This is a genomic window from Comamonas sp. E6 (assembly GCF_001010305.1).
Taxonomy (GTDB): Bacteria; Pseudomonadota; Gammaproteobacteria; order Burkholderiales; family Burkholderiaceae_C; genus Comamonas; species Comamonas thiooxydans.
In genome coordinates this window covers 100,581-124,091 of sequence record NZ_BBXH01000015.1, presented here as the reverse complement: position 1 = coordinate 124,091, position 23,511 = coordinate 100,581, and the positions used below count along the sequence as shown (strand labels likewise).

Annotated in this window: 23 protein-coding genes and 1 riboswitch; of the genes, 17 read left to right on the top strand and 6 right to left on the bottom strand. The window is 61.3% G+C overall.

What is annotated here, in order from left to right:
* Window positions 1–97 precede the first annotated feature (97 nt).
* Both CSE6_RS14420 and CSE6_RS14400 read right to left on the bottom strand, forming a co-directional pair.
* Window positions 98–1,252 (bottom strand): GGDEF domain-containing protein, encoded by a 1,155-nt coding sequence (locus CSE6_RS14420; protein ID WP_233425143.1) that lies wholly within the window; start codon window positions 1,250–1,252, stop codon window positions 98–100.
* A 1,615-nt stretch (window positions 1,253–2,867) separates the two neighbouring features.
* On the bottom strand, window positions 2,868–3,746 hold the full coding sequence (locus CSE6_RS14400; protein WP_059440810.1) for a LysR family transcriptional regulator: 879 nt from the start codon (window positions 3,744–3,746) through the stop codon (window positions 2,868–2,870).
* An 88-nt stretch (window positions 3,747–3,834) separates the two neighbouring features.
* On the opposite strand from CSE6_RS14400, the gene CSE6_RS14395 reads away from it, so the two are divergent.
* Both CSE6_RS14395 and CSE6_RS14390 read left to right on the top strand, forming a co-directional pair.
* Window positions 3,835–4,635 (top strand): glutamine amidotransferase, encoded by an 801-nt coding sequence (locus CSE6_RS14395; RefSeq protein ID WP_238585702.1) that lies wholly within the window; start codon window positions 3,835–3,837, stop codon window positions 4,633–4,635.
* Entirely contained in the window at window positions 4,632–5,327 is a 696-nt protein-coding gene (locus CSE6_RS14390; RefSeq protein WP_059440808.1) for an aspartate/glutamate racemase family protein, read from the top strand. Before CSE6_RS14395 ends, CSE6_RS14390 begins: the two co-directional genes overlap by 4 nt.
* A 254-nt stretch (window positions 5,328–5,581) precedes the next feature.
* Here CSE6_RS14390 and CSE6_RS14385 read toward each other — a convergent pair whose 3' ends face one another.
* The 4 genes from CSE6_RS14385 to CSE6_RS14370 all read right to left on the bottom strand — a co-directional run bounded on the left by CSE6_RS14385 (window position 5,582) and on the right by CSE6_RS14370 (window position 8,239).
* Window positions 5,582–6,481, bottom strand: a complete 900-nt coding sequence (locus CSE6_RS14385; RefSeq protein ID WP_059440807.1) for a PhzF family phenazine biosynthesis protein — start codon at window positions 6,479–6,481, stop codon at window positions 5,582–5,584.
* A gap of 230 nt (window positions 6,482–6,711) precedes the next feature.
* A complete protein-coding gene (locus CSE6_RS14380) occupies window positions 6,712–7,197 on the bottom strand; it encodes a thermonuclease family protein (RefSeq protein WP_059440806.1) in 486 nt (161 codons plus the stop codon).
* A gap of 411 nt (window positions 7,198–7,608) precedes the next feature.
* Window positions 7,609–7,989, bottom strand: coding sequence for a cell division protein ZapA (locus CSE6_RS14375; RefSeq protein ID WP_059440805.1), 381 nt, complete (start codon window positions 7,987–7,989; stop codon window positions 7,609–7,611).
* Between the two features lie 40 nt (window positions 7,990–8,029).
* Window positions 8,030–8,239: a hypothetical protein gene (locus CSE6_RS14370; protein ID WP_003063053.1), complete on the bottom strand. Its 210-nt coding sequence runs from the start codon at window positions 8,237–8,239 to the stop codon at window positions 8,030–8,032.
* 241 nt (window positions 8,240–8,480) lie between these two features.
* Window positions 8,481–8,722, top strand: a riboswitch (cobalamin riboswitch).
* Window positions 8,723–8,789: 67 nt separating this feature from the next.
* On the opposite strand from CSE6_RS14370, the gene CSE6_RS14365 reads away from it, so the two are divergent.
* From CSE6_RS14365 to cobT, 15 genes are all read left to right on the top strand, one after another.
* Complete coding sequence (locus CSE6_RS14365; RefSeq protein ID WP_059440804.1) at window positions 8,790–10,676, top strand: TonB-dependent receptor domain-containing protein; 1,887 nt, start codon at window positions 8,790–8,792, stop codon at window positions 10,674–10,676.
* Window positions 10,677–10,682: 6 nt separating this feature from the next.
* On the top strand, window positions 10,683–12,095 hold the full coding sequence (locus CSE6_RS14360; protein WP_059440803.1) for a cobyrinate a,c-diamide synthase: 1,413 nt from the start codon (window positions 10,683–10,685) through the stop codon (window positions 12,093–12,095).
* 47 nt (window positions 12,096–12,142) lie between these two features.
* Window positions 12,143–12,724, top strand: a complete 582-nt coding sequence (locus tag CSE6_RS14355) for a bifunctional adenosylcobinamide kinase/adenosylcobinamide-phosphate guanylyltransferase (protein ID WP_059440828.1) — start codon at window positions 12,143–12,145, stop codon at window positions 12,722–12,724.
* Complete coding sequence (locus CSE6_RS14350) at window positions 12,721–13,632, top strand: ABC transporter substrate-binding protein (protein WP_034392362.1); 912 nt, start codon at window positions 12,721–12,723, stop codon at window positions 13,630–13,632. The genes CSE6_RS14355 and CSE6_RS14350 overlap by 4 nt, the downstream gene beginning before the upstream one ends.
* Entirely contained in the window at window positions 13,629–14,672 is a 1,044-nt protein-coding gene (locus CSE6_RS14345) for an iron ABC transporter permease (protein WP_193751128.1), read from the top strand. The genes CSE6_RS14350 and CSE6_RS14345 overlap by 4 nt, the downstream gene beginning before the upstream one ends.
* Window positions 14,669–15,466: an ABC transporter ATP-binding protein gene (locus CSE6_RS14340; protein WP_059440802.1), complete on the top strand. Its 798-nt coding sequence runs from the start codon at window positions 14,669–14,671 to the stop codon at window positions 15,464–15,466. The genes CSE6_RS14345 and CSE6_RS14340 overlap by 4 nt, the downstream gene beginning before the upstream one ends.
* A 60-nt stretch (window positions 15,467–15,526) precedes the next feature.
* Entirely contained in the window at window positions 15,527–16,096 is a 570-nt protein-coding gene (gene cobO, locus CSE6_RS14335) for a cob(I)yrinic acid a,c-diamide adenosyltransferase (RefSeq protein WP_003063040.1), read from the top strand.
* A 36-nt stretch (window positions 16,097–16,132) separates the two neighbouring features.
* Window positions 16,133–16,885 (top strand): 5,6-dimethylbenzimidazole synthase, encoded by a 753-nt coding sequence (bluB, locus tag CSE6_RS14330; protein ID WP_034351830.1) that lies wholly within the window; start codon window positions 16,133–16,135, stop codon window positions 16,883–16,885.
* Entirely contained in the window at window positions 16,882–17,964 is a 1,083-nt protein-coding gene (gene cbiB / locus CSE6_RS14325; protein WP_059440801.1) for an adenosylcobinamide-phosphate synthase CbiB, read from the top strand. The genes bluB and cbiB overlap by 4 nt, the downstream gene beginning before the upstream one ends.
* On the top strand, window positions 17,957–18,964 hold the full coding sequence (locus tag CSE6_RS14320) for an aminotransferase class I/II-fold pyridoxal phosphate-dependent enzyme (protein ID WP_034407831.1): 1,008 nt from the start codon (window positions 17,957–17,959) through the stop codon (window positions 18,962–18,964). The genes cbiB and CSE6_RS14320 overlap by 8 nt, the downstream gene beginning before the upstream one ends.
* A 65-nt stretch (window positions 18,965–19,029) precedes the next feature.
* Window positions 19,030–19,815, top strand: a complete 786-nt coding sequence (locus CSE6_RS14315; protein ID WP_059440826.1) for a HipA family kinase — start codon at window positions 19,030–19,032, stop codon at window positions 19,813–19,815.
* On the top strand, window positions 19,802–20,203 hold the full coding sequence (locus CSE6_RS14310) for a DUF3037 domain-containing protein (protein WP_059440800.1): 402 nt from the start codon (window positions 19,802–19,804) through the stop codon (window positions 20,201–20,203). The genes CSE6_RS14315 and CSE6_RS14310 overlap by 14 nt, the downstream gene beginning before the upstream one ends.
* Before the next feature lie 3 nt (window positions 20,204–20,206).
* Window positions 20,207–21,673: a cobyric acid synthase gene (locus CSE6_RS14305; protein WP_059440799.1), complete on the top strand. Its 1,467-nt coding sequence runs from the start codon at window positions 20,207–20,209 to the stop codon at window positions 21,671–21,673.
* 105 nt (window positions 21,674–21,778) lie between these two features.
* A complete protein-coding gene (locus CSE6_RS14300) occupies window positions 21,779–22,207 on the top strand; it encodes a hypothetical protein (protein WP_034351857.1) in 429 nt (142 codons plus the stop codon).
* 183 nt (window positions 22,208–22,390) lie between these two features.
* Window positions 22,391–23,503 (top strand): nicotinate-nucleotide--dimethylbenzimidazole phosphoribosyltransferase, encoded by a 1,113-nt coding sequence (gene cobT / locus CSE6_RS14295; protein WP_034351835.1) that lies wholly within the window; start codon window positions 22,391–22,393, stop codon window positions 23,501–23,503.
* Window positions 23,504–23,511 lie beyond the last annotated feature (8 nt).

The window sequence follows — 23,511 nt, the reverse complement described above, 5'->3', positions numbered from 1 at the left end:
AGTGCAATGTGCTTGATAGCGGTGGGCAGTGGGCGGGAATGATCACTCACAAGGAAGTGATCTGACGGCTCAGGGTCTTGGCTAGCGAAAGTTTGATCTACGCGAGAACTACGCGATTGCGTCCAGCGGCCTTGCCTCGATACATAGCAGCATCAGCGCGCGAGATGAGGGCTTCTGCGGTTTCTCCCTGTCGATACTGAGTCGCACCCAACGTACATGTCACTCGCAGATCTTTGTGCACTAACTGTGTCCACGGGAGTGCTTCTGTGCTTTCGCGAATTCTCTCAAGCAGCACTCCTGCCTGGGCCAGTTGTGTGTCACAGAGCACCAGAAGAAATTCTTCTCCGCCGTAACGACCAGCGCAATCGGCTGCACGAATCTGCGAGGACAGAAGTTGTCCAAAGGCTCGAAGTACTTGATCTCCTCCTTCATGACCGTAACGGTCATTGACCTGTTTGAAGAAGTCAATGTCAAGCATTGCGATGCAAAACGGGGCGTCTCTGCGTTGAGCCGCATGAATACATTGTTGCAGTCGATCCATGACCCCTCGGCGGTTTTCCAGTCCCGTCAAGTCATCGTTGCGCACCAAGTTTTCAATCTGCTTCAGCGCGATGGCCAGTTTTTCATTACTCGCACTGAGTCGATATTGCATGCCACGAAAGTAGGTGACCAGCACGCTGCATCGGACGACTGCTCCGAGCATGACGCCGACAGTGAGGAACTGCCCGATGAGGGTGTCGGTGGTCATGCGCATCTGTGGCCCTACCCAGTAAACAGCCAGTGCAATTGCAATGAGCGTGCAGCTCCAGGTCATCCAGAAACTTGTACGCCGCGGTGCAAGAAAGCCGTCGGTACTGAAGACCAGAAGCATAACCAGTGCCTGGAACGCAACCTGAGGCGCTGCGACAAGCAAGCCCAGCACCCCTGTAACCGAGACCAGTTGGTGCCAGAAGAATAAGCCAGGGTCACTCTGAGTCTGGCTCCAGCCACTGGCGTAGGCCCAGGTGATAAAGGCCATCCCTGCACCTATCCAGAGCCCATACAGCAGCACTGCATGCAACGGCACGTAGCCTGCCCAGCAGTGGCCGAGAAATAGCATGAAGGCATATAGATGGCTCAATAGGACCGAAGCGTGCAACTGCCATGTGCGCTTGCGCCAGCGTTCGAAATGCTGAGTTTCATTGGCAAGAGGCGATGAAGACTTAGGGCCCCACAAGGGTGGTCCGCGTGTTTTTTCAGGGGAGTGAGCCATTGCCGGTTAATGGTCGCCAAGGTGCGATTGGTTGTTGCAAATAACAGTTTGCCCGAATTCCGGCCCCGGAAAATTACCATGAGTGACCTGACAAAGTTTGGGTCGAACTGATCGCTAACGGTGCATACGGCAAGGTGACCCAGAGCCATTGGAAGGCTATATCGGTAGAAGTGTTTCCTGGCGCCTTCAACTCGACATGTCGACCTACGACACTGCGGTAAATGTTCTTGAACATTGCGATCCAGAAACAAAAAAAGCCCGGTTGAGCCGGGACGGTGCACGAATTGGGTAGGCAAACAGGAAGTTCAACAAGAACTTACATGCAGCGCGCGCGGCAAGACTAGCCTGCAATGCTCCACGTTCTTAAGGAGTTGCTATGAAAGCGCTACTTTTAATCGCGGCACTTGCCAGCATGCTGGCAGGGTGCTCAATGATGCCGGGACGTAGTTCCGGGTCTATGCCTGCCGAGAGTTCCAGCCAGACGATGGGCGGAATGAATATGAGCGGCGACCGGGATCGCTGGATGCATGACGACAATGGACGTCCTTGGACCGGAGGTGATGGTGCCTTCTATGGCGCTCAGAACATGTAGGTGAATGGCAGGGTCAAGCTTTTGCTTCGAGGCACTGCACGGTCCTTTCGTCCAGCCGCTCGGCATACGTGCCTGGGCACACGAATTCGTCGCGCAGTGCCTTCACTGGAACAAAGGGCTCATCAGCCTGCCAGAAAGAGCCGATCAGCCTCGACCTCAAGTAGACAGCCAAGTTTTATGGCTTCAAAGCTTCAAAAAACAGAGCGCATCAATACTGACTGTTGTATGAATTAGGTAAGCAAAGTAGCCGTTCAACAAGAATTTACAGCGGACACACGCCTCAGGAATAGCCTTGAAGACTCCTTCTTCTCAAGGAGTTGTCATGAAAGCGCTACTTTTAATTGCAGCAGTAGTCAGTACGCTGGCGGGTTGCTCGATGATGCCGGGGCGTGATGCCGGACACATGTCAGAGCAAGGTGCCCAGCGGACGATGGGAAGCAGTGATATGCGCTATGAATGGGGGCGTGGAGCGTATCAAGGTCCAGGCAGCATGCCGCTGTGGGCAGGCGGGGATGACACTTCTGGAGGCCTTGGCTGGCGCCGTGATTAAGCAGTAAGAACCACATCCTGTGCGAACGCCGCTATTTCCTACCTGACACTCCAAGGATCTTCCTGTAGACACTGCGCGCTCGTGTCGCCCAGCCACTTCAGGAGGTTCCGATCGCATAGTATTGACTGGGTAAGTCCAGCATCCTTCAACCAAAGGCATTTCCCAGTCATCGACCGTAATCATCACGCCTGTGACGTTGGCGTCGATTTCAATAGGGAAATCATTGGGCTTGTCGAAGGAGTTGACGTGGTTGGCCTGCCTCAGTTCTTCCTGCGACACTTTGATGAGCTGGGGCTAGTCGTTGTTGTGGGACTTCAGTTGCTGCAAGAAGTTCGGTAGATGCGCTTGTGGACGATTTTGATCGGCGGCCCATCGGTCAGGCGAGAGTGACTCGGCGCAGGCCGCTGCGGCTGCGGCATGGTGTCTGGTCGGAAACGACCAGAAGCGGCTGCCTAAGCTCAAAGAGCTTAAGGTCAACTCTTTAGGCGGTCGGCGGCCAGCATTTGCCTCAACGCCTCCGTGGAGGCTGACTCCTGCTGTGGCAACCAGACCAGATGCGTGGTCACTTCTGCATAGTGTCTGGGCAGCGGAAGCACTTGCAACTGTGGTTCGGCATGTACGGCCCTCAAGATGGAGCGCGGCATGATGCCAACGCCCGTACCGGCTGCAATGCAGGCCACGATGGCGTGGTAGGACGCCATCTCCAGAACGCGGTGAGGGGCAGTTCCGATGTTGGCAAACCATTCCTCCAGGATTCGACGGTACGAACAGCCTGCAGGGAATGCAATCACTGTGCAGCGTGACAACTGTTCCGAATCCAGCACACCGGTAGCCGAGCGTGCGGCGATGAGCACCAGTTCCTCATCGAATGCTTTCTGGGTCGCCAGTCCCGGTGCCGTAAACGGCTCAGAAATCAGCGCTGCATCCACTTCATAACGCTGAACCATGTCCAACAACCGTGATGTGGATCCGGTAACCAGTTCGATGAATACATCCGGGTAGCGCTCATGAAACCTGGATAGAAACGGAGGCAGTCGCGCCGCAGCCGTGCTCTCCAGTGTGCCCAGTCGCAGCGTACCCTGCGGCGCCCGAAGCAGCATTGCGGACTCGGCCTCTGACGACAGTCGCAATATCCGTTCGGCGTAGCCGCGCAGTACCTCGCCTTCGGCCGAGAGCTTGAGCCGGTTGCCATGCCGCAAAAAGAGTTGCACGCCCAGACGCTCCTCCAGATTGCGGATGCGCGTGGTGACATTGGACTGCACGCGGTTCATCTGCCTGGCAGCCTGGGTGACACTACCGGTATCCACAACAGACTTGAAGAACGCCAACGATTCCAGATCGATCTTTCTCATTTTGAGATTTTCTCATCATTGGAATTCAGTATTCATGATGGATTTGTTTCACTAAAGTGTGAGGTCTTGCCACCTTCCTACATTTCTCGTGGACTCTCAATCTTTGCTGCTGATCCAGGCGGGTACGCCGCCCGAGGACATTCGAGTCATCGCAGGCGATCTTCCCCAGTGGTTTCTGGCAGCTGCCGGCCGCAGGCCCGAAACCATGGACATAGTGAAGGTGTATGAAGGAGAACCTCTGCCCGAGCCCGGACAGCACCGTGCGGCGATCATCACGGGCTCGTGGTCCATGGTGACCGATCAGCATCCCTGGAGCGAAGCGACCGCCATATGGATACGGCAGGCTGTGACACAGGGGATGCCTCTCATGGGAGTTTGCTATGGGCATCAGCTTATGGCTCATGCACTGGGAGGAGCAGTGGACTACCACCCTGACGGCAGAGAGATGGGGAGTCTGGAAATCGAACAACTGGCGGTTGCTGAGCCGGACGACTGGCTTGCCGGATGCCCACCTCGCTTCCTGGCCCACCTCACACATCTTCAGACCATCCTGCGCCTGCCCAATGGAGCCAGGGCATTGGCTCGCTCAGCTCACGATTCCCATCAGATAGTCCGATACAGCCCCACCGCGGTGTCCGTGCAGTTTCATCCAGAGTTCACATCGGAAGTCATGGCAGCCTGCATCAATGCAAGAGCGCAAGTGCTGCGCGCGGAAGGTCTGGATCCAGCAGCCATGCTGCAAGGCGTTAGTCCGACACCAACGCCGTTGATGCTGCTAAGGCGCTTCATCGAAACACATGCTGGCACCGTTTCAGCAGGCAATTCAGCGGCCTCGCTGAATGTCGCCATGGGCAACCGCCCGGAATTACCTCAAGGAACAGCGAAATGAAGAAACTCGGCCTCATTGGTGGCATCGGCCCGGAGTCCACCGTGGCCTATTACCGAAAGATCATTCACGGCGTTCAGACACAGACGGGCAAGGAGAATCTGCCTCGCCTGTCCATCGAAAGCCTCAACGCTTTCAAGGTGTTCAGCCTCTGTCGTGAACGCGAGTTTGAGCAGCTTGCCGACTATGTGCTCGGCGCAATTCACAGCCTGGCCGCCGGTGGTGCGGACATGGTGGGTTTGACTGGCAATACGCCCAACATCGTTCTGGACCGCATACTCCCGCTGTCGCCGGTTCCCATAGTGAGTGCCATTGATGCCATGTGCAACGCGGCACAGGAGCGAGGCGCGCGAAAAGTCGGTTTGCTGGGTACCGTGTTCACCATGACGAATACATTCTTCAAGACACCTTTTGAAGATCGGGGCATACAAGTTATCGTGCCCAGTGAGCATCAGATTGCGCAAATCCAGGCCAAGATCGAGGCCGAACTTGAGCATGGCCTTGTCAAAGAGAACACTCGCCAGGAGTTCGTTGCCATCATTCGGGATTTGCAGCAACGTGAAGGTATCGACCATGTAGCACTCGCCTGCACTGAACTGCCGCTGATCCTTAGTGACCGCAACAGCCCTGTTCCCTGCCTTGATACCGTCGAAATCCACGTAGAGGCATTGGTTCGTGCGGTGCTTTCGAGCTGAGCCTACTTCAGGCCCAGCTGCCAACGTTACTGCGGTCTTCTCGACCGAACGGCGACAGATTCAATCGGCCCAGCCGTTCAGACGCCGGCTCGGCATCTGCAATGCCACCTTGTACATTGCATCTCACTTCAAGGGGACTTCAAGCTTGGTCAAGTTGCCAGCCAACTTGTACAAGTCGCTATTGGTGCCCACGAGGCGCTGCTGAAGTTGGCTGCATTGATCGTCGATGCACGCCTCATGGATCGGGGGCGCTCTTACAGTTGGACCGTGCCTTGCATGCAGGTGACTGTGTGGCCTCCAATCCACAGTTGTTGCTGTGCATCCTGCTGCACGGACACTCGGCCGTTGCGGCCCACGCGGATCCCTTGGCTTGCCACGTAGGGCGCCTGCATATGTTTCTGGGCGATTAGCCACTGAGCCAGGCTGCCATTCAGGCTGCCGGTAACCGGGTCTTCCACACCGGTGGTGGAAAAGGCGCGTACTTCGAGCTGTGCCTGTGTCTCCTGACAGGCATTGCCGATCAGTGGCATCGCATTGGTGGCTCGATACAGAGCAGCCACCCCCACCTTGTGGCCCAGGGCCTTGATACGTGCCAAGTCGGGCTCCAGGACGAGAACGCTGTCGGTATTGTCCAGCAGCAGGCACAGCCACTGTGCTCCATTGTCCAGGTGGGCGGCATCCTGCACCTGGGCTGCGTCTATGCCCAGAGCCTCGTAGATCAGGTGCAAATGGTCAGGCAGGGGTAGGGCCTGGTGGGCCGGAGTGGCGAATGCCAGGCCGTGGACCGAGCGCTGGATGGGGATCAGACCCTTGGCGCACTCTTGCACGATGCGCTCTGGATGCTTGGGGACCCCGCCCTGGGCGAGCCAAGCGTGGCAGGTGCCCAGCGTCGGGTAGCCGGCAAACGGCATTTCGGCAGTCGGGGTGAAGATGCGCACTCGATAGTCGGCACCCTGGGCGCGGCCCGCGTCCGTCGGGGGCAGGACAAAGGTGGTCTCGGACAGGTTGGTCCAGCGCGCAAAGTTTTGCATCTGTGCATCGTCAAGGTCGCGCCCATCGAGCACTACAGTCACGGGGTTGCCGCGGTAGGGTACGGCCGTGAAGACATCCACGGTCATGAAAGGGCGGGGCTGAGGGGAGATGGCGGTGCTCATTGCGGAGGGATGTTGGTGGACAGCGGCAAACAAGAAGGCGCACCGCCTGCGAGACGCTGCGCGCGGGGCAGGGTATGCCTGCGACGAGGGTGACGCTGAATCATGTCATACGCTTGCTGGCGTTTTCACTTCGGAGCGGCTGCTTTGTGTTGCATCGACCGGTTGAATCTGCCCTGTGCAGCGGGCAATAACATGAAAATCCTGATCTGCTCGCTAGGGCGACAACCGACTTAGGGTTTGCAGAAACCCGCGCGAGTGCGCCGATTGCAAGGCACAGCCGGCTCTGGATCACGCCACAGCCCGACTTTGCGTGCCATGGCCTCTTGCTCGGCAAACTCATACTGTCCACGCGCCTGGGGAGACTGTTCGTGGCCACAGGCGCGGTACCACCGGGCCATGCCTTGGGTGATCATGGCCAGGCCGGCATCGAGCGTGCGCGGCCCGCTGGGTGCCGATGCAGGGGTCACCCGAATAGAGCAGACCTGCCGTTGGTGCCAATCTGTCTTGGTGCAGCGCAGTTCGGCCTCCTTAAGAAAGGTCAGCTCAGCCAATGCTTGTCGGGCTCTCTCGCCGAATGGCTGCTTGCGCTCGGGTGCATCGATGCCCTGCAGCCTGACCGTGACCTGCTCATAAGCGCCAAGCTCACCACAGCGCACGGTCAGGGTGCGGCCGTCTGAGATGCCGATGACGAGGCAGAGAAGGGTGGCTGCAAGCATGGCTTCAGTCTATTGGGCAAGAAAAAGGCCCGCAACGCGGGCCAATCATCAATCCAGATAGATGCACAAGTTGTTGATTTCAATTGCCTGCGATTGCTCGGCTTTGTTTGATTCTTCAGGCCATCTTCGTGGCTGGAAAGCAAGCAAATCAACAGCTTGTATGTGTAAAGGTGTCTGCAAATGCCACCGGCTCGTCATCCTGAACCGGGGGTTCAGGTGGGCAAGAGCAACCTATCGTTGGGTTCATCTGACGCGAGACGATCACGCTCAATAGGTGATTTATCAAGCCCATGCTCGTTGAGCATTGGTTCAAGGAAATATAAAAACCGGCAGATTTGCAGACGGTTTTATTCTAACGGGTATTGGCAGTCGCGCGGAGGTCATGACTGCTTTGCTGCTGAGGTTACCCGATCAGAGCAGCCTGGCGTCAGCATCCAGTGCCTGATCGAGCTTGAGCACCAGTTGCTCGGCAAGCTCCTGCTGGCGCTGCAGCTCAGCCTGGGCGGCCTCATTGACCTCGAGGGGCGCGAACTGCTCCTGAGCATGCGCCTGCATTTCTGCCTGGGCGTTGGCCATAAGGGCTTGCTGGGCATCGCGGTCAAGCACGTCGAAAGCCATATTGAGGGCTGCCAGCACTGCCACGCGCTCGCGCGAGCGGACCTTGCCGCTGTCGCGGATGCGGGTCATGGCTTCGTCCACGCGGCGAACGGCTTCCTGCACACGTTCTTCTTGACCATCGGGGCAGGTCAGCACATAGCTTTGCTGCATGATTTGCACATCGATCTGCTTCATGGGCGTCAGTGGCGGGTCTGGTGATGGAGGGTGACGACTGTCACTCTCCCTGGTTGGCGGGCAGGCGTTCGATCAAGGCATCGACGCGCGCACGTGCGGCCTGCAGGCGCAGACGCAGCAAATCGCGCTCTTGCGTCAGAGCGATGACCTGATCGGTGAGCAGGGTGTTGGTGCGCTGCAGTTCCTCGTGGCGCACCAGCAGACGCTCTACGCGCTCGGCAATGAGATCAAGAGAGGGCTGGGTGGTCATAGACTCTGCCATTGTAGGTCTTGCAGTCCGTGGGTGAGTATAAATGTGCAGGCAAATTCAGCAGTTTGCGTCAGAGCACAGGCTGCTTGACTGCCGCAATCGTAAAACTGCAATATTTCTCTCAAAATCGTAGCGTGCTGCACAAGTTCTGTGTACCTCAAGCGCATGTTTAAGGTAAAAAATCGTCACCTGAACCGCGCTCGGTTACTCCGAATGAAGGATTTGCGCCGCGTGGCGCTCATTACAATGGGCGCCTGTTGGTGCTCGAGGTCGCTTTTCTGTGGTCTCAGTTCAACGGGAAGCAGGGAGGTGCTGGCCAGACACACTGGCACACCGAACCTGCGCTGCCCCCGCAACGGTCGGCGAATGGAATGCTGCGGCATTCCACCTTTTTCCCCATGGCCACTGGCGCTGCGCGCTGGGAAGGCCGGCAAGAGGATGATTCGCCTAGCCCGGATACCGGCCAACATGGGTTGCCTGCATTTTGTGCAGGTATGTTTGCTCAATGTCGGCGGGTAGGCTGACGTGGGTGTATTCAAGTGTGCTTTCCATGAGTCCGCAATCTTCGTCCCTGCGCATGGCGCAGGTGGCTTCGCGCGCACGCGCATCGTTTGTTCTCCGTCCCACTCTTCTGGCATCTGCGTTGGCCGTGGCGTTTGCTGCACAGGCTCAATCAGCTGCACAGGCCGATGCGGTGCACATGAAAGAAACCGTGGTCACTGCCAATCGCATCGAGCAGCCTTTGTCCGATCTGGTGGCCGATATGTCGGTGGTGGGCCGTGAAACGATTGAAGCTGCGGGTGCCGTGGGTGTGGCCGATGTGCTCTCGCGTCTGCCGGGTGTGCAGATGGTGCGCAATGGTGGTGCTGGTGCTTCGACCAGTGTTTATCTGCGCGGCGCTGATACGCGTTTTACGGCTGTTTATGTCGACGGCGTGCGTCTCGACACCCAATCTGCTAGCGGGGGAGCTTCCTGGCAAGACATTCCTCTGGAATCCATTGATCGCATTGAGGTGCTGCGTGGCCCGGCTGCTGCCGTCTATGGCTCGGACGCCATCGGCGGTGTAGTTCAAATATTCACCAAGAAGGGCGAGGGCAAGGCCAAGCCATACGTGGGCCTAGGTTGGGGTAGCCGTGGCACTGTGAAGGCTCAGGCAGGCATCAGCGGCGGTGTCGCTGGCTGGGATTACAGCCTGGGTGTTTCGCATGCCAGCAGCAATGGCTTTAATTCCAAAACTTCTGCGGGCTCTAATCCTGATGCAGACGGCTATCGCAGCAATGCTTTCAATGGCCGCATTGGCTATCAGCTCTCGGCCAATCAGCGCGTGGAAGCAACGGCGCTGACCAGTTATATGAATTCTGGCTACGACGCTAGCAAGTACGACGACCGCAGCATCTACAAGATGAGCGCAGTGGGCTTGAACTGGCAGGCCAAATGGAGTGATATTTACAGCACGCGCCTGCAGTACACGCAGTCGCGCGACTTCTATCAGACCAAGCCAAGTCCTTATGAAACAGATACCCGTCTGCACAGCTATCTGTTCCATAACGAATGGAGGTTGGGCGTGCAGACCGTAACCGTTGCACTGGAGCGCCGCGAAGACAAGCTGGTCAACAGCGGCCTTGATATTGGCAGCCGCGAGCGTTCGCAGAATGCGCTGGCATTGGGTTACGGTCTGAATCTGGGTAAGCACACGTTGCAACTTAATGCCCGCCATGACCGCGATAGCGAATTTGCTGGTCACACCACAGGCAGCGCTGCCTATGGCTACGAGTTCATGCCCAACTGGCGTGCTACGGCATCGGCTGGTACATCTTTCCGTGCGCCTACCTTGTATCAGCGCTTTAGCCAGTATGGCGTTGCATCGCTGGTGCCTGAAGAGGGGCGTAATGTGGAACTCGGCCTGAAATGGGGCAAGGGCAGCGACAGCTTCTCGGCCACGGTTTATCGCAACAACCTCTCCAATCTCATCAACTATGTGGGAACGCCGGGTGGTTGCCCAGGCAATATGGGCGCTTGTTATGCCAACGTGGCGAATGCGCGATATGAGGGCATTACCTTTGCTGCAACCACGCGAGTGGGCAGAGTGAATCTGCAAGGTTCGGTGGACTTCCAGGATCCGCGCGATACCGATAAGGATCTGCAACTGGCTCGCCGCTCCAAGCGCTACGCCAATCTTTCTGCCGACACCACGCTGGCCGGCTGGAGGCTGGGTGCCGAAATGCAGGCTGCCGGAAAGCGCTTTGACGATGCGGCCAACAAGACCGTGCTGGGCGGTTACACGCTCTGGAATCTGAGTGCGCAAAAGCAGCTGACGCGTGAATGGAGCCTGGTGGCACGCGTCAACAACCTGGCCGACAAGCGCTATGAGCTGGCCCGAACCTATGCCACCGAAGGCCGCAGCGGCTATATCGGTGTGAAGTGGGAAGCCAGGTAAGAGGCCATGACAGTCATCGCAATGCATGAACCCGGCCTGCGTTGCCCGGCGCTGCTGATCAGTGCTCCGGCCTCCGGCCAGGGCAAGACCACCATCACGGCTGCCCTGGCTCGCCTGCATGCGCGCCAGGGACGCAAGGTGCGCGTATTCAAGTGCGGGCCGGATTTTCTGGACCCTTATTGGCACGAGCTGGCCAGCGGTTCGCCCGTGCATTCGGTGGATTTGTGGATGACGGGCGAGGGGGATGTGCGCCAGCGTCTGCATGAGGCGGCCCAGGAAGCAGATCTGATTCTTGTCGAAGGCGTGATGGGCCTGTTCGACGGCAATTTCAGCGCTGGCGATCTGGCGCTGCTGCTGGGTCTGCCTGTGCTGGCCGTGGTCGATGCCTCGGCCATGGCGGGCACTTTCGGGGCGCTGGCCTATGGCTTGCAGCATTACCGTGACGGTCTGCGCTGGGCCGGCATGCTGGCCAACCGCGTGGCCACGGCCCATCATGCCGATCTGCTCAGGCAAGGCCTGCGCGAGCAGTCGCTGTGGCTGGGTGCCATGCCCGGTGTGCAACTGGGCGATGCAGCGGTCAAAGCCAAGTCAGCGGCGCTGCTGCCCGAGCGCCACCTGGGCCTGATCGCAGCCCACGAGCTCGGCGATGCGCTGCAGCGCCTGGATGCTGCGGCTGACGCCCTGGCCCAGACGCCACTGGGGCAACGGGCCTGGAGTGCGGACGATGGTCGACCCAGCTGGCAGGACTGGTGCGTGGACTTTGCAGCGCCCGACATGTCCGGCGATCAAGCTCGGGTGGAGCACTGGCTGAGCGGCCGCCGCATTGCCATTGCGCGCGATGCGGCGTTTTCCTTTATTTATCCCGCCAATCTGGACTGTCTGCGTGCCATGGGGGCCGAGTTGTGCTTTTTCTCGCCGTTGGCTGGCGATGCGCTGCCGCCCTGCGATGCGATCTGGCTGCCCGGCGGCTATCCGGAGCTGCATGCCCGGGCCCTGCATGAGAACCGGCAGTTGCGCGACGGCATTGCAGAGCATATGGCGCAGGGCAAGCCCGTCTGGGCCGAGTGCGGCGGCATGCTGGCGCTGTGTGATGGCGTGACAGCACTGGACGGCAGCACCCAGCCCATGTGGGGGCTGCTGCCCGGCCAGGTTGTCATGCAGAGCAGGCTCGGCGGTCTGGGCATGCAGCAGCTGGCGCTTGATATGGGCTTGTTGCGGGGTCATACCTTTCACTACACAAGACTGGAGACCGCCATGCCGGTGCTCACGCGCAGCAGCCGCCCTGGTGCAGCCGTACAGGCAGACCGTGGCGAGGCACTTTATCAATATGGCAGTGTGCGGGCCAGTTACTTTCATGCCTGGTTTCCGTCCTGCCCATCGGCTGTGGCGGCGCTTTTTGGCGCAACAATCGAAGACTGAACCTTTAGTCCATCACCATGAGCCCTGCAAGCACAGCCTCCTTCGTCATGCCGCGTACCCAGCTGATACTGGGCGGGCAGAAAAGCGGCAAATCCCGTCGTGCGGAGCTGCTGGCGCGCCAGTGGCTGCAGACGGATGCCGGGAATCAGGCTGCGCTGGTGGCGACCGGCCAGGCCTGGGACGCGGAAATGAGCGAGCGCATTGCGCGCCACCAGCGCGACCGCGCCGAGCGCGTGCCAGGCATGCTGACCATAGAGGAGCCTCGCGAGCTGGCCCAGGTGCTGGCCCAGCACAGCAGCCCGCAGCGGCTGCTGGTGATTGATTGCCTGACCTTGTGGCTGACAAACTGGCTGATGCCGGTGCAGACCGGGAACTCTGAAGACAGCCAATCTCCAGCTCCCGACTGGCAATTACAGCTAGCACTCTTTCTGAAAGCGCTTGATGAAGCAGCCGGCCCCGTCATTCTGGTCGGCAACGAAATCGGTCTGGGCGTGATTCCCATGGGGCGCGAAGTGCGCGCCTTTGTCGATGCGCTGGGCTTGCTAAATCAGCAGGCGGCAGCGCATTGCGAAAGCGTCACGCTGATGTGCGCCGGCTTGCCTCTGGCATTGAAAGGGCCGCAGGCATGAGGGCCACCGTAAAACAGTTTGCCGCTGCTGCGCTGCTTGTTTGCGGCCTGGCTGGGGCTTTGTCGGTGGCGGCGCAGTCCGTGCAGATCACCGATGCACGTGGCGCGCAGGTGCAATTGGCCAAACCGCCGCAGCGCATCGTCAGCCTGCTGCCCTCACTGACCGAGAGCCTGTGCGCACTGGGCGGTTGCGAACGACTGGTGGGGGTGGATCGCTATTCCAACTGGCCAGCCCATGTGAAGACCGTGCCCGTGGTGGGTGGCGGGCTGGATCCGAATATCGAGGCTATTGTGGCGCTAAAGCCAGATCTGGTGCTGGTTTCCATGGCATCACGGGCCATTGCGCGAATGGAGGCGCTGGGCCTCAAGGTGGTGGCGCTGGAGCCACGCACCCACGAGGAAGCGCGCACCGTGATGCAGAAAATAGGTCAGCTGCTCGCCTTGCCGCCCACACAGGGCGCAGACCGCGTCTGGGCCGGAATCGAGGCCGACCTGAACAAGGCCGCTGCCAGCGTGCCCGGAGCCATGCGCGGTCAGCGTGTGTACTTTGAGGCCAGTCGCGGCCCGTATGCCGCCGGTGAAAAATCCTTTATCGGCCAGACACTGACGCGGCTGCATCTGCGCAACGTGGTCGACGCCAGACAAGGGCCGTTTCCGCGCCTGAATCCCGAATATGTGGTCAAGCTGGATCCTGACATTCTGATGGCCGGCGAGCGAGCCTGGAAAACCGGCGTGCCGGAATACCCGGGCTGGGCCCAGATGCGGGCGGTGAAGCAGGGCGCGATCTGCGCCTTCACGCCCGAACAATCCGACATTCTGGTGCGCCCAGGTCCCCGCATGGCCGAGGGGGCGCAAATCATTGCCCAATGTCTGCAGCGTCTGGCGGCAAGGCAGGGCAAGAGCCCATGAACGCCTGCATCTCCAGTCGTTACCGCAGGGGGCAGCGCGGGCTGGCCGCTGCCTGGCTGCTGCTGTGGCTGACGCTGGCTGCTGCTTTGCTGGCGCTGCTGGGCGCGGGTATCGGCAGTACGGGTTTTGAGAGCGTACTCAATGCCCGCCAAGACCCGCTGGCCTGGCAGATCGTGATGGATATTCGCCTGCCACGCACGGCGGCGGCCTTGCTGGCCGGAGGCCTGCTGGGGCTGGCCGGAGCGGTGGCGCAGGGCATGTTTCGCAACCCCCTGGCCGATCCTTATTTGCTGGGCAGTGCTTCGGGCGCATCGCTTGGGGTGGCGCTGGCCATGGCCGCCCTGGGTGTCTCTCCTTTCGCTTTGGCCGGCCTGGCGCGCTGGGGCGTGACGGGCGCGGCTTTTGCGGGTGCCGTGCTTGCCGTGGTGCTGACCCTGGTGCTGGCCAAGGGCGTGCAGAACACCATGCGCCTGCTGCTGGCCGGCGTGGTAGTGGGTGTGGTGCTGGGCGCCGCCGCATCGCTGGTGCTGCTCATGAACCCCGACATCATGCAGGCCATGCAGTCTTTCATGCTGGGCAGCACGGCGTTTGCGGGCTGGCCTGCCTGCCGGCTGATGCTGTGGGTGCTGCTGCCCACGCTGGTGCTGTCATGGAGCCTGAGCCGCGTGCTCGACGGGCTGGCACTTGGCGAGGCCACGGCCCATAGTCTGGGTCTGCCGCTGGCGCCGCTGCGTCTGCTGCTGATCGTGCTGCTGGCGCTGGCCACGGGGACCGCCGTGGCGCAGACCGGTTTGATCGCTTTTGTAGGCCTGGCTGCGCCCCATCTGGTGCGTTCCATGGTGCGCGCGCTGCACCGCTGGCTGCTGGTGCTAAGCAGTCTGATGGGGGCGGTGCTGCTGCTGGCCGCCGACCTGCTGGCGCGATGGTTGATTGCGCCTCAGGAACTGCCGGTGGGCGTGCTCACCGCCGTGCTGGGCGGCAGCTATCTGCTCTGGCTGATGCACAAGCGTGGCGCCATGCCGTCTGGAGAGGGCTCATGAGCAGCAATATCGAGACCGGAATCGCGTTGGCGACCGAGATTCTGAGCGTGCAGCTGGGCGAGCGCGAGGTGCTGCGTCAGATCAGCCTGCGCATTCCCCAGGGCCGCTGGACGGCCATCGTTGGCCCCAATGGCGCGGGTAAATCCACGCTGCTGCGCGCCATGGCCGGCATGCGTGCCGCCAACCAGCGGCAAAGCGGCGCGGTGTTTCTGCAGGGCCGCGAGCTGGGCGACTGGAATGGCCGCGAGCGTGCCAAGGCCCTGGCCTGGCTGGGCCAGAATCAGCCTGTTGCGGCCGATATGGCCGTGTATGACGTGGTCATGCTGGGGCGTTTGCCCCACCAGGGTTGGCTGGCTCCGGCCTCGAACGCCGACCGGCAGGCCGTGGAGCAGGCGCTGCGCCAGACCCATGCCTGGGACTGGCGCCAGCGCAGCATAGGCCAGCTATCGGGAGGTGAACGTCAGCGCGTGCTGCTGGCAAGGGCCCTGGCCGTGCAGGCCCGGACTCTGCTGATGGATGAGCCACTGGCCAATCTTGACCCGCCGCACCAGACCGACTGGATGCTGGCGGCCCGCAGTCTGGTGCAGCAAGGCGCGACCCTGGTCAGCGTGCTGCACGAGTTGTCCTTTGCCCTGCTGGCTGACGAGATGATCGTCATGCAGGCCGGCCGCATCACCCACCAGGGCGCTTGCAGCGATCCCGCCACCCATGCCGCGCTGGAGTCCGTGTTTGACCGGCGCATACAGGTGCGCGAACTCGATGGCCTGTGGTTGGCTCTGCCGCGCCTGAGCTGAGTCCGGCTGAAGTTCTTGATTTTTTGCCCTTTAGCCCTTGATAGACAAGCGAGATTAGCTATGAATATTGAAAATCCTCCCACCGAGAAGCCTTACGAAAAGCCCGAGGGCGAACGCCGCGGCCTGATCATCGTCAACACCGGCAATGGCAAGGGCAAGAGCACGGCCGCCTTTGGTCTGGCCTTTCGCGCCACGGGCCGGGGCAAGGCCGTCAAGGTCTACCAGTTCATGAAGGTACCGACGGCCCGCTTTGGCGAGCACCGCCTGGCCGAGCAGGTCGGACTGCCCATCGAAGGGCTTGGCGACGGCTTCAGCTGGAAGAGCAAGGACCTCGATCACTCCGCCCAGCTGGCGCGTGACGGCTGGGAAAAGGCCAAGGCCGATATTCTCTCGGGCGAGCTGTTTCTGGTCGTGCTCGACGAGATCACCTATCCGCTGATCTACGGCTGGCTGCCGCTGCAGGAGGTGCTGGACACGCTCAAGGCGCGTCCCAAGGATGTGCATGTCTGCCTGACAGGCCGCCGCTGCCCGCAGGAGATCATCGACATCGCCGACACGGTGACCGAGATGACGCTGATCAAACATGCCTTCCAGGCGGGTATTCCCGCTCAAAGAGGTATCGAAGACTGATGGCTTTTGCCATGTCTGTGGCGCGACAATAGTTCCATGACCGAATCCAAGACCAGCTCCTTCGCGACGATTGCCGCAACGCCTTTCACCGAGGCCGAGCGGGCTGCCGTCTACCGCGCCATCTATGAGCGCCGCGACATGCGTCATTTTGCGGGCGGTAAGGTCCCCGACGAGGTCTTGCTGCGCCTGTTGCGTGCAGCGCATCACGCGCCCAGCGTGGGGTTCATGCAGCCCTGGCGCTTTATTCGGGTCAAGAGTGCCGAATTGCGCCTGCGGATCCACGGTCTGATCGAGGAGGAGCGCGTGCGCACCGCCCATGCCCTGGGCGAACGTGAAGAAGACTTCATGAAACTCAAGGTTCAGGGTGTGCTCGATGCGGCCGAGGTGCTGGTTGTCGCCATGCCGCCGGGACGCGAGGCCCATATCTTCGGTCGCCGCACCCTGCCCGAGATGGACATCGCCAGCAGCGCCTGTGCCATCCAGAATCTCTGGCTGGCCGCGCGTGCCGAAGGTCTGGGCATGGGCTGGGTCTCGATCTTCGATCCGCTGGCGCTGGCAAGGCTGTTGCAGATGCCTGAAGGTGCCCACCCGCTGGGCGTGCTCTGCCTGGGCCCAGTCGATGCCTACTATGCCGAGCCCATGTTGCAGCAGGAAAAATGGGCCTGCCGTGCGCCTCTGGAAGACATGCTGATGGACGATGTCTGGGACGACTCGCGTGTGGTGGCCGCGGCGACCAAGGGCAAGCCGGGCAGCGGGCCGTGCGCCGCGAAGGACAAAACAGACGCATGACAAGTTTTGGCTGGACTGAGCTGATCGGTCTTTCTCTCAGTCCGCTGGCATGGCTCTATCAGACATTTACCGCCAGTGATCTGGCGGCGCCCAACTGGGCTGCCAATGTGCAAGCCGGCTTGCTGGCCTTGCTGGTTGCCTTGCTGCTGGACCGGCTTTGGGGCGAGCCGCCGGTGTGGCTGCACCCCGTGGTGCTGATGGGCAAATTGCTGGGCTGGTCGGGGCAGGCGCTTGCACCGCGTGTTGAGGTGCAGAGTGACTATCTGCGTTTTGGCCTTGCAGCGATTGTCTGGTGTGCGCTGGCAGCTCTGTTTTTCATGGTTTATGGCCTCGCCCAGTTCATGCTGGGTTTTGCACCCTGGTGGCTCTGGGGGCTGGTGATGGGGGTGTTGCTCAAGCCGCTGCTGTCCTGGCGCATGCTCAAGGATGAGGTGCTTGCCGTGGAGGCCGCACTGCAGCAATCGCTGCCCGCTGGGCGGGAGCGTCTGAGCTGGCTGGTGAGTCGCGACACGACACAGCTGGACGCAGCCACCGTGCGCGAAAGCGCCATCGAGACGCTGGCCGAGAACCTCAGCGACTCTGTGATCGCTCCGCTGTTCTGGTTTGCCGTGGCCGGCTTGCCCGGGGCGGCCGTCTATCGTTTTGCCAATACGGCCGATGCCATGTGGGGCTACCCCGGCTGGCGAGGCCAGGGCGAGCGCCGCCGCCACTGGCAATGGGCGGGCAAATGGGCGGCCCGCGCCGACGATGTGCTGAACTGGATTCCGGCGCGCATCACTGCAATGTGGCTGGCGCTGCTGGCCGGCGGCCTGTCCTGGACCGGTTTGAGGCGCGATGCAGCCGTGACGCCATCGCCCAATGGCGGCTGGCCCATGGGAGCCATGGCGCAGGCACTGGGGGTTCAGCTTTCCAAGCCCGGCGTCTATAGACTCAACCCGCAGGGACGGGCACCGCAGGCGGCTGATCTGAAGCTGTCTGTAAAATTGGCATCAAAAGTGATCAAGTTGCATGTGCTGCTTGCATTGATTGCTATGATTTTGATGTTTCTGTGGAGAGGAAGGCTGCTTGCCAATGTTTGATGTGAATGCGGCAGCCATGCATGGCGGTACCGATGCGCTGGGCGTTCCGGCGCATGATTTTTCGACCAATCGCAATGCCTGCGGGCCTTGTCCCATGGCCGTGAAGGCGTTGCAGGCCGCCCATGTAGCGCAATACCCCGATCCGCAATACGGGGCATTGCGCGCGCAGCTGGCGGCTTTTCATGGCGTGGCGGTAGAGCGCATCCTGATCGGCGGCAGCAGCAGCGAGCTGATTCATCGCCTCACGCTGCACGCTGTGCGCAGCGGTGCCAAAAGCGTGCAGTTTCCCCAGCATCACTATGGCGACTATCTGCAGGCCGCGCGGGTGTGGCGGCTGGCGCTGTGCCGCCGTACAGAAGCGGTCGTGGCGCCGGTGCTCAGCTGGGCCTGCGAGCCTTCAAGCCCGCTGGGGACGATGGAAGACATCTGGCCTGCCTGGCAGCAGCCGCCGGCGCAGAAGGAATGGCGCGTGCTGGACTGCGCCTACCGTCCGCTATGGCTGGAGGACCAGCCACCCGAGCGCAATCTCGACACGGTCTGGCAGTTGTGGACGCCGAACAAGGCGCTGGGCATGACGGGTGTGCGCGCTGCCTATGCGATTGCGCCCATGCAGGCCGCAGCGGCAGAGCTGCAGGCGCTGAATGCGCTGGCGGCCTCCTGGGTGGTGGGCTCGCATGGAGTGGCCATGCTGCAGGCCTGGGTGACGGACGAGGCGCAGCAATGGCTGGCCCATAGCCTCATGACTTTGCGCCGCTGGAAGGCGCAGCAGCTGGCGCTGTGCGAGAAGCTGGGCTGGCAGGTCGTTCCCGGTCATCAGGCCAATTACTTTGTCGCAGGTCTGCCGCAGGCAGAGCTTGCGGCGCCTCTGGCCGGCCTGCGTGCCCAGGGCATCAAGCTGCGGGACTGTGCAAGCTTTGGTCTGGCTGGCCATGTGCGGTTGGGTGTGCTGCCGCCCGTGTCGCAGGCCGCGCTGGAGCAGGCCTGGAAAAGCATCCAATGACCTTGCCGATCAGACCTGATGGGCGCAAGGCGCTACCATTTCCCATGGACACTGAAACCTTGAAGCTGCGCTCGGTGCTGGTGGAGCGCTATGTCACGCCGCTGCGCGAAGGCGGCTCCATGCCGGCAATTGTCGAGACCGACGATCTGGGCACCTATGTGCTCAAGTTCCGGGGCGCCGGGCAGGGCGTGCGCGCGTTGATGGCCGAGATCATCTCTGGCGGCATGGCACGTGCGCTGGGCCTGCCGGTGCCTGAAATCGTGCTGCTGCACTTGAACGGCGACCTGTCCCGCACCGAGTCCGACCCCGAGATCCAGGACCTGATTCGCGCCAGCGACGGGCTGAACGTGGGGCTGGACTATTTGCCGGGCTCCATCAACTTTGACCCGGCGGTGGACGTGGTGGACGATGACTTTGCCTCGCGCCTCGTGTGGTTCGATACCCTGGTCAGCAATGTGGACCGAACGGCACGCAACACCAATATGCTGATGTACCAGAAGCAGCCCTGGCTGATCGATCATGGTGCGAGTCTGACGTTTCACCATGCCTGGAACGGAGTCGTCGCCAATCCGGCCAAGCCTTTTGCGCCCAGTGCCGAGCATGTGCTGCTGCCGCAGGCCAGCCAGCTGGCGCAACTGGATGCGCAACTGGCCGCCAAGCTTGGGCCCGAAGTGCTAAAGAGCATCGTGGACGAGGTGCCCGACTGCTTTCTGGAGCAGGCCGCCGCCGACAAAGAGGGCGATGTGCTCAGGAATGTGCAGGCCCATCGCGCGGCCTATGTGAATTATTTCGTGGCCCGGCTTGCCGAGCGTGGCCGCTGGTTGCAAGGAGTGATCGATGCACGCGCATGAGGTCTACGACTACGCCATCGTGCGGGTAGTGCCGCGCGTGGAGCGTGAGGAATTTGTGAACGCGGGTGTGATCCTCTCCTGCCAGCGCACCGGTCATCTGCAGGCTGCCGTGGCCCTTGACGAACAGCGTCTGCTGGCGCTGGACCCGAATGTGGATCTGGAGGCCGTGCACCGTCACCTGGGCTCCATTGTGGCCATCTGCGAAGGCAGGGTCGATGGTGGGCCGATTGCGCAGCTGCCCATGCGTGCACGCTATCACTGGCTAACGGCCAAGCGCAGCAGCATCATCCAGACCTCGCCCTCGCATATGGGCATGTGCACCCATCCCGGCGAGGCGCTGGCCAGAATCCTGCAGCGCGTGGTGCTGCCGATCCCAATCGAGACTTAAGACATGACAGCACGTTGCATCATGGTGCTGGGCACCAGCAGTGGCGCGGGCAAAAGCTGGGTGGCCACGGCGCTGTGCGCCTACTACCGCAGCCAGGGCCTGAAGGTTGCGCCGTTCAAGGCGCAGAACATGAGCAACAACGCGCGCGTTGTGGCCACGCCCGAGGGGCGCTGGGGCGAGATCGGCACGGCGCAGTATCTGCAGGCCCTGGCGGCGGGGGCCGTGCCCGATGTGCGCATGAACCCGCTGCTGCTCAAGCCCGAGGCCGACACGCGCAGCCAGGTCGTGTTGTTCGGCCAGGTCAATGAGGAGCTGAGCGCCATGCCCTGGAGAGGTCGCAGCCTCAAGGTCTGGCCGCAGATCGCGCAGGCGCTGGACGAGCTGCGTGCCGAAAACGATGTGGTGGTGATCGAAGGCGCCGGCTCCCCGGCCGAAATCAATCTGCATGCCAGCGATGTGGTCAATATGCGCGTTGCCAAACATTGCAATGCACATTGCCTGCTGGTCTCGGACATAGACCGCGGCGGCGCCTTTGCCCATCTCTACGGCACCTGGGCACTGCTGCCCGAGGATGAGCAAAAGCTCATCAAGGGCTTTGTGCTCAACAAGTTCCGGGGCGATGCAGCACTGCTGGCACCGGCGCCCCAGATGCTGGAAGAGAAGACGGGGGTGCCCACGGTGGCCTGCATTCCCATGCAGTTCCAGCATGGTCTGCCTGAGGAGGACGGCGTGTTCGATGATCGCGGCAGCACAGGAGCCGGGCGGGCCGTTCACACCACGATTGCCATCATCGCCTTTCCGCGCATCAGCAATCTCGATGAATTTCAGCCCCTGCTGCAAGTGCCGGGCGTGCGCGTGATCTGGGCTCGCTCTCCCGCGCAACTCGCCGAGGCGGACTGGGTCATTCTGCCGGGCAGCAAGGCCACGGCTGCCGACCTGGCCTGGATGCGTGCACAAGGGCTGGATGCCGCCGTCGTCGCTCATGCCGGACTCGGCAAGCGCGTGCTGGGCATTTGCGGCGGTCTGCAGATGCTGGGCGAGGCGCTGATCGATCTGCATGGAGTGGACGGCAATGCCGCAGGCCTGGGTCTGCTGCCGCTGGCGACCCTGTTTGCGCAGGACAAGACCGTGCAACCCACGACCCTGCAACTGCCTGCGTTGCAAGCCCCATGGAATGCCCTGAGTGGCGTGCCCGCACGTGGCTACGAGATCCACCACGGCCAGACCCAGCTGCGTTCCGACATGCAGACGGCCAGCGTGCGACCGGCTCAGGAGCTGTTGCCCGGCATGCTATGGCAGGGAGGCAACAGCGCTGTCATCGGTACCTATCTACATGGCCTGTTTGAAAACGCCGAGGTAATTCATGCGCTGTTCGGCCACGATGCACCCAGCCTGGAGCAGGTGTTTGCGCGGCTGGCGCAGGGCGTGGGGCAATGGTTTGAGCCGACCGCGCTCCAGGCTTCGGTCTGATTTGTAGGACTGTTCCTGCGGACGCATAGCCGCTGAGCCGATAAGTCCTGCCTGAGAGTGAGTGCAAGCTGACCGAGCTATTTACTTTTCGGAATGGAGTTGCGTATGGCTTTTTTCAAGGTTCAGACTCTTCAACTAGCTTTGGGTGCAGCGGTTTTGTCGCTGGCAGGCATGGCCTGCGCACAAGTGGATGCAGCCAAGCCGGCGGCTGAAGCAGCTGCGATGGATGCGGCCAAGCCTGCGATGAAAAAGCACCACCACCGCCATCATCACAAGGGCCAGCGTCCCATGCGTGAGAGCAATTCGTCTTCACGCGAGGCGATGGCGGCAAGTGCCGAAGCCAAGAAGGGCAAGCTCGACGACGGCCAAGGCCTCAGCCAGTACGAGCGCAATGCCTACGCCCGCTGCGGTGTGTTCAAGACCGAAATCGACCAGCAGGCCTGTATGGCACGTGTCAAGGACGGCGCTGTCAGCGGCTCGGTCAAGGATGGCGGCATCCTGCGCGAAATCACGGTTGAGGAAGTCATTCGCTGAGGCTTTTGCCGCGTCTTCAGCCAAGGCCCTTAGGGGCCTTTTTCATGCCGCTCCTGAGCAATCGGCGAACTTGGCGTTTCGGTGCCGATGAAAGCGCGATACTTGCAGGATCGCAAAAGCGTGCCTTCTGCATCCCGGTGGTGGATGGCACTCAGGCCTGATGCACCGGGAATGACTGCAAGCATGAGTTCCGCTTCTTTTTCCGAATTCCCACCATCCACCCTCTGGTCCTGCCCGCAGGTGCAGGATATCCATGACGCGGCGCTGCAAGCCCGTGTCCAGCATCGCCTGGATTTCAAGACCAAGCCCCAGGGATCGCTGGGCGTGCTGGAGCAACTGGCTTTGCGCATTGCCGGCATCGTGGGTTGCGAGACTCCCAATCTGTATGCACCGCAGATGGTGGTGTTCGCTGCGGATCATGGACTGGCTGCTCAGGGTGTGTCGGCCTATCCGGTCGACGTGACCTGGCAGATGGTGGAGAACTTCCTCGCTGGCGGCGCGGCCGTAAGCGTGCTGTCTCTGCAGAACGGAATTGATCTGAATGTCGTGGACTGCGGCGTGGCCCGCGACTTTGAGGTGCGCGAGCAGGATCCTGCGCACAAGCTTCCCAAGGCTCATGAGCCACGCCTGTGGCGGCGCAAGGTGGCCTATGGCACGGCGGACTGCAGCCAGGGCCCGGCCATGAGCGAAGCGCAATGTGCGATGGCGCTTCGCAATGGCGGGGAACTGGTCAAGAAACTGCCGGGCAATGCGCTGTTGCTGGGCGAGATGGGCATAGGCAATACATCCAGCGCTTCATTGCTGCTGGCGCGTCTGTGCGGCGAGCCGATAGAGGAAGTGACCGGGGTGGGCACGGGCCTGAGCAGCGAAGGCCTGGCGCGCAAGATCGCAGTGCTCGGGCGGGTGCTGGATTTTCACGCCGACGTGCAAGATCCACTGGCTGTACTGGCAGCTATGGGCGGACTGGAGATCGCCACCATGACTGGAGCTGTGCTGCAGGCCGCTGCCGAACGCCGCCTGATCGTGGTGGACGGCTTTATCACCACGGCCGCCGTGCTGGTGGCCAGCCGCCTGCAGCCCCATGTGCTGCAGCGCTGCGTGTATGCGCATCGATCGGGTGAACCGGGTCATGCCCGCCTGCTGGCCCACCTTCAGGCCCAACCCATGCTGGACTGGCAGTTGCGCCTGGGTGAGGGTTCTGGCGCGGCGTTGGTCTGGCCGCTGCTGCGCTCGGCCTGCACCATGCTCAATGAGATGGCCAGCTTTGAATCGGCTGGCGTCAGCGGCAAGAGCTGAGGAGCTTG

Excerpts from the sequence above, each read along its gene's own strand:
- cobO (WP_003063040.1), top strand. The coding sequence starts at position 15,527 with ATGAATATTGAAAATCCTCCCACCGAGAAGCCTTACGAAAAGCCCGAG.
- CSE6_RS14300 (WP_034351857.1), top strand. The coding sequence starts at position 21,779 with ATGGCTTTTTTCAAGGTTCAGACTCTTCAACTAGCTTTGGGTGCAGCG.
- cobT (WP_034351835.1), top strand. The coding sequence starts at position 22,391 with ATGAGTTCCGCTTCTTTTTCCGAATTCCCACCATCCACCCTCTGGTCC.
- cbiB (WP_059440801.1), top strand. The coding sequence starts at position 16,882 with ATGACAAGTTTTGGCTGGACTGAGCTGATCGGTCTTTCTCTCAGTCCG.
- CSE6_RS14365 (WP_059440804.1), top strand. The coding sequence starts at position 8,790 with ATGAGTCCGCAATCTTCGTCCCTGCGCATGGCGCAGGTGGCTTCGCGC.
- CSE6_RS14345 (WP_193751128.1), top strand. The coding sequence starts at position 13,629 with ATGAACGCCTGCATCTCCAGTCGTTACCGCAGGGGGCAGCGCGGGCTG.
- CSE6_RS14370 (WP_003063053.1), bottom strand. The coding sequence starts at position 8,239 with ATGACCACCCAGCCCTCTCTTGATCTCATTGCCGAGCGCGTAGAGCGT.
- CSE6_RS14375 (WP_059440805.1), bottom strand. The coding sequence starts at position 7,989 with ATGAAGCAGATCGATGTGCAAATCATGCAGCAAAGCTATGTGCTGACC.
- CSE6_RS14310 (WP_059440800.1), top strand. The coding sequence starts at position 19,802 with ATGCACGCGCATGAGGTCTACGACTACGCCATCGTGCGGGTAGTGCCG.
- CSE6_RS14380 (WP_059440806.1), bottom strand. The coding sequence starts at position 7,197 with ATGCTTGCAGCCACCCTTCTCTGCCTCGTCATCGGCATCTCAGACGGC.
- CSE6_RS14320 (WP_034407831.1), top strand. The coding sequence starts at position 17,957 with ATGTTTGATGTGAATGCGGCAGCCATGCATGGCGGTACCGATGCGCTG.
- CSE6_RS14420 (WP_233425143.1), bottom strand. The coding sequence starts at position 1,252 with ATGGCTCACTCCCCTGAAAAAACACGCGGACCACCCTTGTGGGGCCCT.
- CSE6_RS14305 (WP_059440799.1), top strand. The coding sequence starts at position 20,207 with ATGACAGCACGTTGCATCATGGTGCTGGGCACCAGCAGTGGCGCGGGC.
- bluB (WP_034351830.1), top strand. The coding sequence starts at position 16,133 with ATGACCGAATCCAAGACCAGCTCCTTCGCGACGATTGCCGCAACGCCT.
- CSE6_RS14400 (WP_059440810.1), bottom strand. The coding sequence starts at position 3,746 with ATGAGAAAGATCGATCTGGAATCGTTGGCGTTCTTCAAGTCTGTTGTG.
- CSE6_RS14340 (WP_059440802.1), top strand. The coding sequence starts at position 14,669 with ATGAGCAGCAATATCGAGACCGGAATCGCGTTGGCGACCGAGATTCTG.
- CSE6_RS14360 (WP_059440803.1), top strand. The coding sequence starts at position 10,683 with ATGACAGTCATCGCAATGCATGAACCCGGCCTGCGTTGCCCGGCGCTG.
- CSE6_RS14355 (WP_059440828.1), top strand. The coding sequence starts at position 12,143 with ATGCCGCGTACCCAGCTGATACTGGGCGGGCAGAAAAGCGGCAAATCC.
- CSE6_RS14350 (WP_034392362.1), top strand. The coding sequence starts at position 12,721 with ATGAGGGCCACCGTAAAACAGTTTGCCGCTGCTGCGCTGCTTGTTTGC.
- CSE6_RS14390 (WP_059440808.1), top strand. The coding sequence starts at position 4,632 with ATGAAGAAACTCGGCCTCATTGGTGGCATCGGCCCGGAGTCCACCGTG.
- CSE6_RS14385 (WP_059440807.1), bottom strand. The coding sequence starts at position 6,481 with ATGAGCACCGCCATCTCCCCTCAGCCCCGCCCTTTCATGACCGTGGAT.